The sequence below is a fragment of the Salinivibrio sp. IB868 genome, assembly GCF_001995655.1.
Taxonomy (GTDB): Bacteria; Pseudomonadota; Gammaproteobacteria; order Enterobacterales; family Vibrionaceae; genus Salinivibrio; species Salinivibrio siamensis.
In genome coordinates this window covers 62,250-75,230 of sequence record NZ_MUEW01000003.1, presented here as the reverse complement: position 1 = coordinate 75,230, position 12,981 = coordinate 62,250, and the positions used below count along the sequence as shown (strand labels likewise).

The 12,981-nt window shown below is 52.2% G+C and carries 12 protein-coding genes; 2 read left to right on the top strand and 10 right to left on the bottom strand.

The window, feature by feature from the left end:
* The 6 genes from BZG20_RS03865 to lexA form a co-directional block, all read right to left on the bottom strand.
* Positions 1-867 (bottom strand): cytochrome c oxidase subunit 3, encoded by an 867-nt coding sequence (locus BZG20_RS03865; RefSeq protein WP_046074643.1) that lies wholly within the window; start codon positions 865-867, stop codon positions 1-3.
* Positions 868-877: 10 nt separating this feature from the next.
* A complete protein-coding gene (locus tag BZG20_RS03860) occupies positions 878-1,405 on the bottom strand; it encodes a cytochrome c oxidase assembly protein (protein WP_046074642.1) in 528 nt (175 codons plus the stop codon).
* Positions 1,395-2,996 carry a cytochrome c oxidase subunit I gene (gene ctaD, locus BZG20_RS03855; RefSeq protein ID WP_077578180.1) on the bottom strand — a complete coding sequence of 534 codons (1,602 nt, stop codon included), beginning with the start codon at positions 2,994-2,996 and terminating at the stop codon, positions 1,395-1,397. The genes BZG20_RS03860 and ctaD overlap by 11 nt, the downstream gene beginning before the upstream one ends.
* A gap of 9 nt (positions 2,997-3,005) precedes the next feature.
* Positions 3,006-4,115, bottom strand: a complete 1,110-nt coding sequence (coxB, locus tag BZG20_RS03850) for a cytochrome c oxidase subunit II (RefSeq protein WP_077578179.1) — start codon at positions 4,113-4,115, stop codon at positions 3,006-3,008.
* A 310-nt stretch (positions 4,116-4,425) separates the two neighbouring features.
* Positions 4,426-5,220, bottom strand: coding sequence for a class I SAM-dependent methyltransferase (locus BZG20_RS03845; RefSeq protein WP_327294138.1), 795 nt, complete (start codon positions 5,218-5,220; stop codon positions 4,426-4,428).
* 120 nt (positions 5,221-5,340) lie between these two features.
* Positions 5,341-5,967: a transcriptional repressor LexA gene (gene lexA, locus BZG20_RS03840; protein ID WP_046074639.1), complete on the bottom strand. Its 627-nt coding sequence runs from the start codon at positions 5,965-5,967 to the stop codon at positions 5,341-5,343.
* 213 nt (positions 5,968-6,180) lie between these two features.
* On the opposite strand from lexA, the gene plsB reads away from it, so the two are divergent.
* Entirely contained in the window at positions 6,181-8,631 is a 2,451-nt protein-coding gene (gene plsB, locus BZG20_RS03835) for a glycerol-3-phosphate 1-O-acyltransferase PlsB (RefSeq protein WP_046074638.1), read from the top strand.
* A gap of 85 nt (positions 8,632-8,716) precedes the next feature.
* Here the strand turns inward: plsB and ubiA are convergent, their stop codons facing one another.
* Together ubiA and BZG20_RS03825 are read right to left on the bottom strand one after the other, a co-directional pair.
* On the bottom strand, positions 8,717-9,571 hold the full coding sequence (gene ubiA, locus BZG20_RS03830; protein WP_046074637.1) for a 4-hydroxybenzoate octaprenyltransferase: 855 nt from the start codon (positions 9,569-9,571) through the stop codon (positions 8,717-8,719).
* A complete protein-coding gene (locus tag BZG20_RS03825; protein ID WP_046074636.1) occupies positions 9,568-10,110 on the bottom strand; it encodes a chorismate lyase in 543 nt (180 codons plus the stop codon). Before BZG20_RS03825 ends, ubiA begins: the two co-directional genes overlap by 4 nt.
* 157 nt (positions 10,111-10,267) lie before the next feature.
* Here BZG20_RS03825 and BZG20_RS03820 point away from each other — a divergent pair, with 157 nt between their 5' ends.
* Entirely contained in the window at positions 10,268-10,684 is a 417-nt protein-coding gene (locus tag BZG20_RS03820; protein ID WP_046074635.1) for a flagellar basal body-associated protein FliL, read from the top strand.
* Here the strand turns inward: BZG20_RS03820 and BZG20_RS03815 are convergent, their stop codons facing one another.
* Both BZG20_RS03815 and glpT read right to left on the bottom strand, forming a co-directional pair.
* Entirely contained in the window at positions 10,685-11,479 is a 795-nt protein-coding gene (locus BZG20_RS03815; RefSeq protein WP_046074811.1) for a DeoR/GlpR family transcriptional regulator, read from the bottom strand.
* Positions 11,480-11,566: 87 nt separating this feature from the next.
* Positions 11,567-12,928: a glycerol-3-phosphate transporter gene (glpT, locus tag BZG20_RS03810; RefSeq protein ID WP_046074634.1), complete on the bottom strand. Its 1,362-nt coding sequence runs from the start codon at positions 12,926-12,928 to the stop codon at positions 11,567-11,569.
* Positions 12,929-12,981: the final 53 nt, after the last annotated feature.

Genomic DNA, 12,981 nt, shown 5'->3' with positions numbered 1-12,981 from the left:
CTACAAGATATACACAAAGACAAACAGGCATAGCCAGACCACATCGACAAAGTGCCAATACCACGCACTGGCTTGAAAGCCAAAGTGATGTTCAGGGCTAAAATGCCCACGCATCACACGCAGCCACACCACCAACAGCATAATGGTACCCAAGGTCACGTGTAGGCCATGAAAGCCGGTTAATAAATAGAAGGTATTGCCATACACCCCGGAGTCGAGACGCAGATTCATTTCTTGATAGGCGTGCACATACTCTTCGCCTTGAAAGAACATAAACAGCGCCCCAAGCAGCACCGTTACCAGTAAAAAGCCTTTCAATCGCTCACGTTGATTTTTTTCAATCGCGGTATGGGCAATATGGAGCGTGACCGATGAGGTGAGTAGGATCAGCGTGTTAAGTAAGGGCAGTCCCATTGCCGGCATCGCAGTGGTTTCAATCCCTCCAGGCGTGAGGGTCAACGGCCACTGGGCGACAAAATCTGGCCACAGCACCGCCGCGGTCATCGCGTTATTGCTCGCACCACCCAGCCAAGGGACGGCGATAAAGCGGGCATAAAAGAGCGCGCCGAAGAAGGCACCAAAAAACATTACCTCAGAGAAAATAAACCAGCTCATTCCTTGGCGAAAAGAACGGTCCATTTGCGCTGAGTAAAGCCCTTGCATGGATTCGCGGATCACGTCGCGAAACCAGCCAGTGAGCATAATCAAAATAAGCACAGTGCCAGCCAGTAACAGCCAAGGACCGTTGCCACCAAATAAACCGCCCACCGTGGCACCTGCACCAGCGGCAATCAAAAACAGCGCCACCGCACCCACGATCGGCCAAATACTCGCGGCAGGGACATAATAACGTTCAGGCGTCGCCATGATCGCCTCCTTATTCCTTGGCGCTGGCAGTCACATCAAACAAGGTGTAAGCCAGCGTTAAGTGGTTAATATCGTCCGGCAACTCAGGATCCACGTAAAAGATCAGCGGTAAAGAGGCATCCTCGCCACGCGGCAATGGCTGACGGTTAAAACAAAAGCATTCAATTTTGTTTAAGTACTGTGCGGCTAAACCCGGCGAGACCGAAGGCACGGCTTGGCCAATGGTGTCATAGCGTGCGTTGTTCGTTGCGAGATAATTAATCGTGTGGGTCTCACCCGGGTGCACTTTCATCTGGTTGACTTGGGGCTCGAACGTCCAGCGCATCCCCGGGTTGATATAGGCGATAAACTCAATGGTCACCAAGCGGTCTTGGTCAATGCCCGCACTGGATGCGGCCGCCTCGTTATCGGTTTTGCCGTTGATCCCTGTCACCTCACAGAACACGTCGTACAAAGGCACTAAGGCAAACGCAAAGCCAAACATGGCCACCGCTAACAACAATAATCGACGAGCGGAGCGGGTTGATTTAGTGGCCATCTCGCACCTCCTTGAGATCAGGCGGTGTCTCAAAGGTGTGATACGGTGCGGGCGATGGCACGGTCCATTCTAGCCCTTCAGCGCCATCCCAAGGCTTGGCAGCCGCTGGGGCGCCACCACGCGCGCACTTAACCACGACGACCAAGAAGATGAGTTGCGATAAACCAAAGGCAAAGCCACCGATGCTGACAATGGCGTTTACGTCAGCAAACTGCAGGGCATAATCGGGGATCCGGCGCGGCATCCCCGCCAGCCCCAGAAAGTGCATGGGGAAGAAAAGCACATTGACCGAAATCACCGAACACCAAAAGTGCCACTTGGCCAAGGTTTCATTAAACATATGGCCCGTCCACTTAGGGAGCCAGTAGTAAGCCGCGGCCATAATCGAGAATACCGCGCCCGAGACCAGTACATAGTGGAAATGTGCGACCACAAAATAGGTGTCGTGATACTGAAAATCGACTGGGGTGATCGCCAGCATCAAGCCAGAAAACCCGCCGATGGTGAACAAGACAATAAAGGCAATCGCAAACAACATGGGCACTTCAAAGGTCAAGGATCCCCGCCACATGGTGGCGACCCAGTTAAAGACCTTCACCCCAGTGGGCACAGAGATCAGCATGGTACAGAACATGAAAAATAATTCGGCAAACACCGGCATCCCGGTGGTGAACATATGGTGCGCCCATACTAAAAAGCTTAACCCCGCAATCGAGGCGGTGGCATACACCATCGAGCTATAGCCGAACAGGCGCTTGCGCGAGAACGCAGGGACGATTGCCGAGATAATGCCAAAGCTTGGCAAAATCATGATGTAGACCTCGGGGTGACCAAAGAACCAGAAAATATGCTGGAACAAAACCGGGTCGCCGCCCCCCGCGGCATCAAAAAAGCTGGTGCCAAAGTATTTATCGGTAAGCACCATGGTGGCGGCCCCTGCCAACACCGGCATCACCGCAATCAACAAAAAGGCCGTGATCAGCCAAGTCCAAACAAACAGCGGCATTTTCATGTAGGTCATGCCCGGCGCGCGCATATTGGTGATGGTGACAATCACATTGATAGCGCCCATGATCGAGCTTATCCCCATAATATGCAGGGCAAACACAAACAGGCCGGTACTGTCTGGGCTATAAGTGGTCGACAGCGGTGCGTAAAACGTCCAGCCAAAGTTAGGGCCGCCACCTTCCATAAACAACGAGCCAATAAGCAGTAAGAACGCGAACGGCAGGATCCAAAAGCTCCAGTTATTCATCCGTGGCAGCGCCATGTCCGGCGCTCCTATCATCATTGGCACCATCCAGTTAGCCAAACCGGTAAACGCGGGCATCACCGCGCCAAACACCATGATCAGGCCGTGTACTGTGGTCATTTGGTTGAAAAAGTTAGGCTCAACCAGTTGCAGGCCGGGCTGAAAAAGCTCAGCGCGGATCACCATCGCCATCGCCCCACCCAGTAAAAACATGGTGAAGCTGAAAATCAGATACATGGAGCCAATATCTTTGTGGTTGGTGGTCAACACCCAACGCATGATCCCACGCGGTTTATGGTGATGATCGTCATGCAAGGTATCTGGGGTAGTATCTGTCATCACGCGCTCCTAAAGATCTTCACCTGACTTCACCGCGTTGATTTGCGCAGCTTGTACGGTATCACCGGTGTCATTGCCCCACGCATTGCGCTCGTAGGTCACCACCGCCGCCAATTCTTTGAGCGACAGTTGCGGACCAAACGCTTGCATGGCGGTGCCTGCCTTGCCGTTGACGACGATATCGATATGGTCGACCAATCTATCTGGCTGAGTGGCAATCTCAGCGCCGGCCAACGCAGGGAACACGCCCGGCATCCCTTGTCCTTCGCTTTGGTGACACATACCACAGCGGCTGTCGTACACCTGCTTGCCTAGCGCCATCAGTTCATCCATCGGCATTTCCATGTCCAGCAAGCGTTGCTCTTCTTCGCGCGCTTTCTGCTGCGCTAGGGCCGTTTTTTGCACCCAAGCATCAAATTCCTCTTGAGGCTTGGCGATCACCACAATCGGCATAAAGCCGTGGTCTTTACCGCACAGCTCTGCACATTGGCCGCGATAAATGCCGGGCTTATCAATTTTGGTCCACGCCTCATTGATAAAGCCGGGGTTAGCATCTTTTTTCACCGCAAAGGCAGGCACCCACCACGAATGAATCACATCTTGCGAAGTAATCAAAAAGCGCACCTTACGCCCAACTGGCAACACCAGTGGCTGATCGACCTCGAGCAAATAGGTGTCCCGCTTTTGTCTCTCATTGCGGATTTGTTCAGGACTTGAGGCAAGCAGTGAAAAGAAGGCAACGTCATGGTCAAAATAGCGGTAATGCCACTTCCATTGTGATCCCGTTACCTGCACTGTGAGGTCCGGCTCAGTGGTGTCTTCCATATCGAGTAGCACTTGGGTGGCCGGAATCGCCATACCCACCAAAATTAAAAACGGCACGAGCGTCCACGCAATTTCTACCTTGGTACTTTCATGAAATGAGGCAGGCTTCGCGCCTTTGGATTTACGGTGACGGATGATGGCCCAAAACATCACCCCAAACACCAGTACGCCAATCGCGACACAGATGTAGAAAATGGTCATATGCAGGTCATACACCTGCTGGCTGATGGCCGTCACCCCTTGGGTGAGATTCCAGCCTTCGCGCTCTGTGGCTACTGCACCGCCACTGAACATTGTTAAACTCAGCGCTAGGATTCGTCTTTGGTGCCTCAGCACGGCTCCCTCCTGCCTCACGGCATCAATGCAAAGCCTTACTGCTTGTCGCCACATATCAACGTCGCACGCTGTTATAGCGGTCAGAGTAGCGATATCAGCAAGCCGTCGTTAAGGAAAAACCTCGATACAGCTGGTCACAACCATTAACGTTTTATTTACATTCAATTTAGGAGAGGTTTGCCCAAAGGACAAAAAAACAGAGGGAAAAAGATTGTGATGCCAAGCACATACTGATGCTCAACACAGTAAGCAGGGGGCCGCCATGGCATCAGATTTCGATATGTAGCACCACCGGCGTAAAGCGGAGGCGATAGCGAGGCATCGCGGCCAGTGCACGCTGCCATAGACGCCACCGTGGGCACGGCTTATCGAGCGGAGATTTTTCTTCCACGCGACACGCCCAAGGTAACGCATTAATAATCGCCATTCTGGGGTCGGTGAACCCATGTTGATAGTGCTCACAGCCGAGTTTTTGACCCATTCGGGTATGACATTTATCTCCCGCTAAGACCAAGCAAGCCTCAAGTTGAGGGAAATAACGGCTAATGTGGTGGCAAAAGGCAGAAATTTCTTGGTTAGTGCACTCTAACAAGGCTTGATCGCAAATCAGCATGGTGGGATGACCTGCCGGCACCGCCAACTGCGCCAGCCAATCAAGCTGCTTGACCGAGCCTTGCACCATGCGAAAACGCTCACTGGTATGAAACAAGCGCTCTCGCCAGAGCAGGGTTTCGTCTACGTCCACTTCCAACCAGCGACAGCGACCGTTATCTAGTCGATAAAAACGGGTATCGAGTCCGCCACCCACGTTAATAATCCACGCAGTGGGATGCTGGGCTAAGAATTGTTTTACAATCGCGTCACATTGACTGGTAAGCGTGGCATAAAGCAGCTGGGTTTGATCTAGGTTGTGCCAATCGCATTCAGGCTGCAACACGCACCCCTGGCAGGCAGCCGCCGCCATGGGATCATAGATCACGCCGTCGTCAGTCAGGCTCTCACGACTGCGCAGCCACATTGGCTTAAATAGCTTACTGGGAACAGAATGCTGTTGTGTACGCACGGACACCTCCACACACGATAATCACTGATGATAATAATTATCGTTTAACTGAGCAAGAATGCAAAGGTGTTTTTTTAACCGCGTTCCAATGGCGGACGCTATCGCCCGCCACGGTCAAGATCACATCCAGTCGGTATTGCGGATCACCCCCACAGCAACGCCTTCAATCGTCAGCGATTGTGCGGTCAAATCCACCGAAATTGGCATAAATTCATCGTTTTCAGCATGAAGTACCACTTGTGCGCCTTTCTTCTCAAGCCGTTTAACCGTCACATCATCATCGACACGGGCAACCACCACTTGGCCGTTATGCACATCTTGCGTTTTGTGGACGGCGAGCAAATCACCGTCGAGAATACCAATGTCTTTCATGCTCATGCCATTGACACGAAGTAGGAAGTCAGCATTGGGCTTGAACAGAGCAGGATCGACCTGATAGTGGCTTTCGACGTGCTCTTGCGCCAGCATCGGCTCACCGGCAGCAACACGCCCAATTAAGGGCAGTCCTTGCTCTTCCGGCGTCACCACCTCTTCTTCACTGATCAAACGAATACCACGTGATGCACCTGGAATGATTTCCAACACACCTTTACGGGCCAAGGCTTTTAAATGCTCCTCTGCGGCATTCGCCGAACGAAAACCCAATTGACGGGCGATTTCGGCACGGGTCGGGGGCATTCCTGTTTCTTCAATGTGGGCTTTAATCAAATCGAAGATTTGTTGCTGTCTCGCGGTTAACGGCTTCATGCTCTTACCTGTCTTTTTATACAGTTAACTGTGAGTATATCCAGTAAAATGCAGCTTGAAAAGCACTAATTAACGCCACGAGAAGCCGATCTCATTATCGCGAATATCGTCGATTACGCGCAGGCTAATGGCAAATCTCGACCTTTGTTTGCAAGTTCGCGGCACTTTTCTGCTATCCTTGGCGCGCATTTTGAATTTGAGGCACTGACAATCATGGCTCTCTGGCAAAAGATTTATTACAAGCTATTGAATTTGCCGCTTTCTGCCTGGGTAAACACCCAATGTATTCCCTCTGAACCGGTCGAACAGCTTAATCTGTCACTCGCACGCCCTATTGTGTATGTGTTGCCGTTTCAGTCTCACACCGATTTATTAACCTTACGGCGCACCTGCTTACGCCAGGGGTTGCCCGATCCGTTAACGCCCTTGACCATTGGCGATGTCACTTTGCCGCGCTACGTGTTTATTAGCCACGGACGCAAGGTATTTTCTGGGGATGACGATCTGCCTGCGCGCTCGCTCGCGCATTTTAAAGACTTACTTCACTTACACCGCCAAGATAGCGAGTTAGATATCCAGCTCGTCCCAGCTTCCGTGCTATGGCAGCGCGATCCGGGCAATGAGACCCAGCGTCACCAAGCGATTCTGCGGGCGATGAATGGACCAGAAAAGCTGTGGACCATCCTCACCCGTGGCCGCGATGGCATGGTGCGACTTAGCCAAGCGGTATCGCTACGCTACATGGCCGATAAGCACGGCACCGACCAGGCTATCGCCCATAAACTGGCGCGCGTGGCGATGATCCATTTCTCACGCCAAAAGCTCGCCGCTTCAGGACCACGCTTGCCCAACCGTGGCTTACTGTTTAAGCGGCTGCTTGCGTCGAAAGCCATCGACAAGGTGGTGCACGATGAAGCGCAAACGCGCGATGTGTCAGTAGACAAAGTGCGCAAAGAAGCGGTCGATATGATGGAGGAGATCGCCGCCAACTTTTCCTATCGCTTGATCCGTTACAGTGACCGCATTCTTACTTGGCTGTGGAACAAGCTCTATCAAGGCATTCATGTCAACAACGCCGAGCGTGTGCGTCAACTCGCGCAAGATGGCCACGAGATTGTCTACGTGCCCTGCCATCGCTCGCACATGGATTACCTGCTACTTTCATACGTGTTATACAAAGAGGGCTTGGTGCCACCGCATATCGCCGCCGGTGTGAACCTCAACTTCTTCCCGGCCGGCCCCTTATTCCGCCGTGGTGGTGCCTTCTTTATTCGCCGCAGCTTTAAAGGCAATCGCCTGTATTCCACCGTATTCCGTGAGTATCTCGCAGAACTGTTTGCCCGTGGTTACTCGGTCGAGTACTTTGCCGAAGGCGGCCGTTCTCGTACAGGCCGCCTACTGCCAGCGAAAACCGGGATGCTCGCCATGACCCTACAGGCGATGCTTCGCGGCCAACAACGCCCTATCACCTTGGTGCCTGTCTATATCGGCTATGAGCACGTGATGGAGGTCAACACTTACGCCAAAGAGCTCCAAGGCCAGCGCAAAGAGAAAGAAAGCGTCGGCCAAGTATTAGGGATCGTGCGTAAGCTGCGTAACTACGGCTTGGGTTACGTGAACTTTGGTGAACCCATTGCGCTCAACCAACACCTTAATGAGCAGGTGCCTGACTGGCACGATTACATTAACCCGATGGAGCCGCAAAAACCGGCGTGGATGAATCCGGTCGTCAGTGATTTGGCGACCAAGGTAATGACCCATATCAACGATGCCGCCGCGACCAATGCTCTCAACTTGTGCGCCACCGCGTTGCTGGCCTCACGTCAGCGTGCCTTAAGCCGTGAAGCGCTCGAGGCCCAGTTAGGGGTGTATCAAGCCCTGCTGACACAGGCTCCCTACTCGGCGAGCAGCAGTGTGCCTCAAGATTCACCGGCGGATCTGGTCGATCACGCGTTATCACTCAACAAATTGGTGGTCGAAAAAGACACCATGGGTGAAGTCATTTCTCTGGATCGCCAGCAAGCGATCTTGATGACCTACTATCGCAACAATGTCATTCATCTGGTGGCGCTGCCGTCGCTGATCGCGCAAATATTGGTGACCCACAAATCGATTAGCCGATCCGGCTTGCGCGCCTGCGTGCAGCAATTGTACCCCTTGCTTAAAGCGGAACTCTTTATGAGCTTTGACCAAGCCGGCCTTGAAAGCTACTTCGAAGCCTTACTGCACGCAATGCACGACCAGTCGCTGCTGTGCTGTGACGATGGCAAAGTGACCATGAATAATGCCAAGCTCGGTGAGCTGCAATTACTCGGCCGCACCATTGCCGAAACGCTACAGCGCTACGCGATTACGCTTACCTTATTCAGCCACCAGCCGCATATTGATAAGCGTGATTTGGAAAAACACAGCCAGATGCTGGCGCAGCGACTCAGCCGTTTGCATGGGATCAACGCCCCTGAGTTCTTTGACAAGCGAGTGTTCTCCATTTTTGTCGACACCTTGCGCGAGCAAGGCTATTTGGACGATGATGCCAAGGCCAATGCAGAGCGTATCGCCGCGCTCAACGATCTGGTATGTGAGTTGATTTCCCCCGAGGTGCAATTGACCATTCAAGCAGTGCTTAATCAGCCATTAGGCACGAATAAGGCGGACAAACGCTAAGCGAAACGGCCCACTCATACAGCCCTCCTGACAAAAAAAAGGCGCTTCACCACGAAGCGCCTTCTCTTTCTTTATCCAAACTCGGCTACCCGTATACACCCAACAATACACCAATAAAAATCACTAGGCCGACATAGTTATTGTTCAAAAAGGCTTTAAAGCACGCCATCCGCTCGCGCTCTCTGGCGAGGTATTGCTGATAGACAAACAATGCAAAGGCGGCCAATAAGCTCCACTGATAGGCTGGCGACAGCGCTAACCACTGCCCGGCGAGCATCAGCAGCCCGAGGGTTAATAATTGTAAGCCACCCACCGTCGCTTTATCCCAGCGGCCAAATAGAATCGCCGTCGATTTGATACCAATTTTCACGTCATCGTCTCTGTCGACCATGGCATACAAGGTGTCGTAAGCGATGGTCCAACAAATATTGGCGAAAAACAGCAACCAAACCACTGGTGGCAGCGCATTTTGCGCCGCCGCAAACGCCATGGGGATCGCCCAGCTAAACGCCAGCCCTAATACTAACTGAGGCAGATGGGTGTAGCGCTTCATAAAAGGATAAATAAACGCCAGCGCGACGCCGACAAAAGAAAGCTGAATGGTCAAACGATTTTGGGTGAGCACCAGCAAAAACGCACCGAATACCAACATAATAAAAAAGCCGAGCGCTTCTTTTTCGCTGATCCGTCCGGCCGGTAAGGGCCTATCTTTGGTGCGCTTAACATGGCCATCGAAATGGCGATCCGCATAGTCGTTAATGACACACCCGGCGGCACGCATCATATATACCCCGAGGACAAAGACCACCAGGGTTAACAGTGACGGCATGCCATCGGCAGCGAGAAACAAGGCCCATAAGGTTGGCCATAACAGCAATAGCGTGCCTATGGGCCGGTCTAGACGGGCCAGCTGTCCGAAGGCGGCCAGTTTTGCGCTCATGCAGGGATCTCCTTTCCATACACAGGTGAGCTAGGCAGAAATAATTCCGCCACTAGCATGGGGCGATTGTGGAGCCAAAGCCGAGAGCGACGCGCATGCAACTGATGAGACAAGCACGCCACATTAGCAGTTTCAATCGCATCTCGCCGTGAGGCGCGCTGCTTAAAGACATGTTGGCCTAATGGCTCTGTTCCCAAGGCATGCAAGTGTCCCCCTTGTCCTTCTAAGGTGGAGGCCGGCATCAAAGTACGCGCGCACAACCAAGGAAGTCCATCGCCTTTTAATACCACTTCACGCACCACACAAGCCTCTTGGCCAATCAGCGCAACTTCGCTGTCAGTCAGTTTGTCTGGGGTTAATTGATAAACGGCAATCACATCCACGTCAAAGTCATGACAGTGCTGCTTCAACCTTGCTGTCATCGAATGTGATTCGAGTAACCAACTGCCTTCTGCGGTGCGCTTTAGCGCCGCAATATCTGGTCGCTCCCAGCGTGCCGTTTGCAGCGCTTCTAAATAGGTATGATTTAATTCCGACATTGTTTCCTGTGCCACATCGCGCAAAATTCGCCTGTCCTTACCGCTAAGGGGGGGACAATGTTGCTATACTCGGCTGGTAATTGTATCAGGCTGGTTGCGTTTGGAGAATGCGCTCAGCCTATCCCTGTCACACCATGAACGGAATAACTGGGTCACTATGAGTAAAAAACAACCCCTATTAATGGTCGTACTGAGCGTGTTGTTCTGGCTTAGTGCCGCCGTCCATGCACAAGAAGAGGGTGAGGGTAACCCCAAATACAGTTACTTTTCCTTAGAGCCTGAGATTACCACCAACTATGTCACCGAAGGTCGTCGATTAGGTTTTATCAAGGTGAAAGTCGAGTTGATGGTCGATAACCCCAAACTCGTCAGTGAGCTGGAGTATCACTCTCCCCTGATCCGCGATGTGATTATTGAAACCCTAAACCAGCAAACCGCCACCCAGATAAAGTCGTTGTCTGGCCGAGAAACGATTCGCAAAACCTGTTTAGAGAAAGTCAACGAGCACCTACTCGCCGAAACCAATCGCCGCATGCTCACCGACCTGTTATTCACAAAATACTTATATCAATAATCACTCAGCCGTGACGTTAGCGACGGGCTCAGGGTGGCTAATCACCTCAAGGTGGCTTCCCTGTGCGCTCAGCATGTCACGGATCTGAGCTGGTGGCGTTGCGTCAGTAAAGACCATATCCAGCTGGGTGATATTGCCCAAATTCACCATGGCATTGCGGCCAAACTTGGTATGGTCTGCTGCCAGCATCACACAACGACTGTTATCAAGAATGGCTTTTTTGACGCGCACTTCATGGTAGTCAAAGTCGAGTAATGAGCCATCATCATCAATACCACTGATGCCAAGAATGCCAAAGTCGAGCCGAAACTGAGAGACAAAGTCGAGCGTTGCCTCACCGACAATCCCCCCATCGCGATTCCGTACCTCGCCGCCCGCAATAATCACCGTAAAGTCCTGCTTTGGCATTAAGATCGCGGCCGCATTCAAGTTGTTGGTCACCACGCGCAGGTTATGATGGTCTAGTAGCGCACGTGCCACCGCTTCAGGTGTGGTACCAATATCGATAAACAAGGTCGCCCCATCAGGAATATGTTTGACCAAGGCCTGTGCGATGGTGTCTTTTTCTTGCTGCTGAAGCACCTTACGGGTCGCATACGCGGTATTTTCTGAGCTGGACGGCACCGTCGCGCCACCATGATGACGACGAATGTGGTTCTCTGCCGCCAATTCATTGAGATCGCGTCGAATCGTTTGCGGGCTGACATTGAAGCGCTCAACCAAGTCTTCCGTGCTCACGTATCCTTGTGACTTAACCAGATCAATGATTTGCTGATGACGTTTGTTTTGCTTCACTGCTTCTCCCCTTACAAAAAAAGCCCCCGCGATCACGAGGGCTTCCTAGTTTACGCATAGCCACTAGGCGATGCCAAGACAGATCACTTAGACAGCGTGCACAGCTGTGTCACGACGCACACGATGCTCCCCGACCCATGCCAAACACAGGAAGAAGATAGCCAACCCACACCCGCCGGTGAGCAGCATAAAGCCACCATCCCAACCAAAGTGGTCGACGGTATAGCCAAGCGCGATGTTCGCGACAACCGCGCCACCCAGATAGCCGAATAAACCGGTCAGGCCGGCCGCGGTGCCCGCCGCTTTTTTCGGTGCCAGCTCCAATGCATACAGGCCAATCAGCATCACCGGGCCGTAAATCAAGAAACCAATCGCCACCAACGCTACCATATCGATGCCCGGGTTGCCGGCTGGGTTAAACCAGTACACCAACACTGCCACGGTCACCAGCACCATAAACAACACACCGGCAGGTGCTCGCGCCCCTTTGAAGAATTTATCAGACATCCAGCCACATAATAAGGTGCCTGGGATCCCCGCCCATTCATAGAGGAAGTAGGCCCAAGAGGATTTATCCACGGTAAAGCCTTTCGCTTCATCAAGATAAACCGGTGCCCAATCGAGTACGCCATAGCGAATCAAATAGACAAAGGCATTGGCAATCGCGATATACCACAGCAAACGGTTCTTCATCACGTAGGTGACGAAGATATCTTTGGCGGTCATCTCTTTTTCAAACGCTTCCTCGTCATAGTTCTCTGGATAATCGTCTTTATACTCCTCAATCGGTGGCAAGCCACACGATTGTGGGGTGTCACGTAGCGTTAACCAGATAAACACCGCGACCAATGCGGCAAAAAATGCAGGTACATAAAAAGACGCACGCCAGTCATCATTAAACAGCCACAAGCCGAGCAAGAATAGCGGCCCAATTAAGCCACCCCCGACGTTATGCGCCACGTTCCAAACCGACACCAGCTCACCACGCTCTTTCCGTGACCACCAGTGCACCATGGTGCGCCCACAGGCAGGCCAGCCCATACCTTGTACCCAACCATTGATAAACAGCAGGATAAACATGATGGTAATGCTGCTGGTTGTCCAAGGAAGGAAACCAAAGCTGAACATCACCAACGATGACATTAACAGCCCAGCACTTAGGAAATAACGTGGGTTTGAGCGGTCAGAGACACTGCCCATTAAGAATTTTGATAAGCCGTAAGCGATGGACACAGCGGCGAGCGCTACCCCCAAATCACCACGACTAAAGCCATATTCATCAATCAAATACGGCATGGCCAAGCTAAAGTTTTTACGCACGAGATAGTAGCCGGCATAGCCGATAAAAATCCCGATAAACAGTTGCCAGCGCAGTCGAGTGTAGGTGTCACCGATCTGCGCTTGGGGCAATCTTTGCCGGTGAGCAGCCGGACGGAAGATTCCAAACATGAGAGGGTCCTCAGTAAGATGTACGCGATGGATTTATAAAAGGATAAAAATCA

Bases quoted from the DNA above. Each gene is read 5' to 3' on its own strand.
- BZG20_RS03865 (WP_046074643.1), bottom strand. From the start codon at position 867: ATGGCGACGCCTGAACGTTATTATGTCCCTGCCGCGAGTATTTGGCCG.
- BZG20_RS03860 (WP_046074642.1), bottom strand. From the start codon at position 1,405: ATGGCCACTAAATCAACCCGCTCCGCTCGTCGATTATTGTTGTTAGCG.
- ctaD (WP_077578180.1), bottom strand. From the start codon at position 2,996: ATGACAGATACTACCCCAGATACCTTGCATGACGATCATCACCATAAA.
- coxB (WP_077578179.1), bottom strand. From the start codon at position 4,115: ATGTTCAGTGGCGGTGCAGTAGCCACAGAGCGCGAAGGCTGGAATCTC.
- lexA (WP_046074639.1), bottom strand. From the start codon at position 5,967: ATGAAGCCGTTAACCGCGAGACAGCAACAAATCTTCGATTTGATTAAA.
- plsB (WP_046074638.1), top strand. From the start codon at position 6,181: ATGGCTCTCTGGCAAAAGATTTATTACAAGCTATTGAATTTGCCGCTT.
- ubiA (WP_046074637.1), bottom strand. From the start codon at position 9,571: ATGAGCGCAAAACTGGCCGCCTTCGGACAGCTGGCCCGTCTAGACCGG.
- BZG20_RS03825 (WP_046074636.1), bottom strand. From the start codon at position 10,110: ATGTCGGAATTAAATCATACCTATTTAGAAGCGCTGCAAACGGCACGC.
- BZG20_RS03820 (WP_046074635.1), top strand. From the start codon at position 10,268: ATGAGTAAAAAACAACCCCTATTAATGGTCGTACTGAGCGTGTTGTTC.
- glpT (WP_046074634.1), bottom strand. From the start codon at position 12,928: ATGTTTGGAATCTTCCGTCCGGCTGCTCACCGGCAAAGATTGCCCCAA.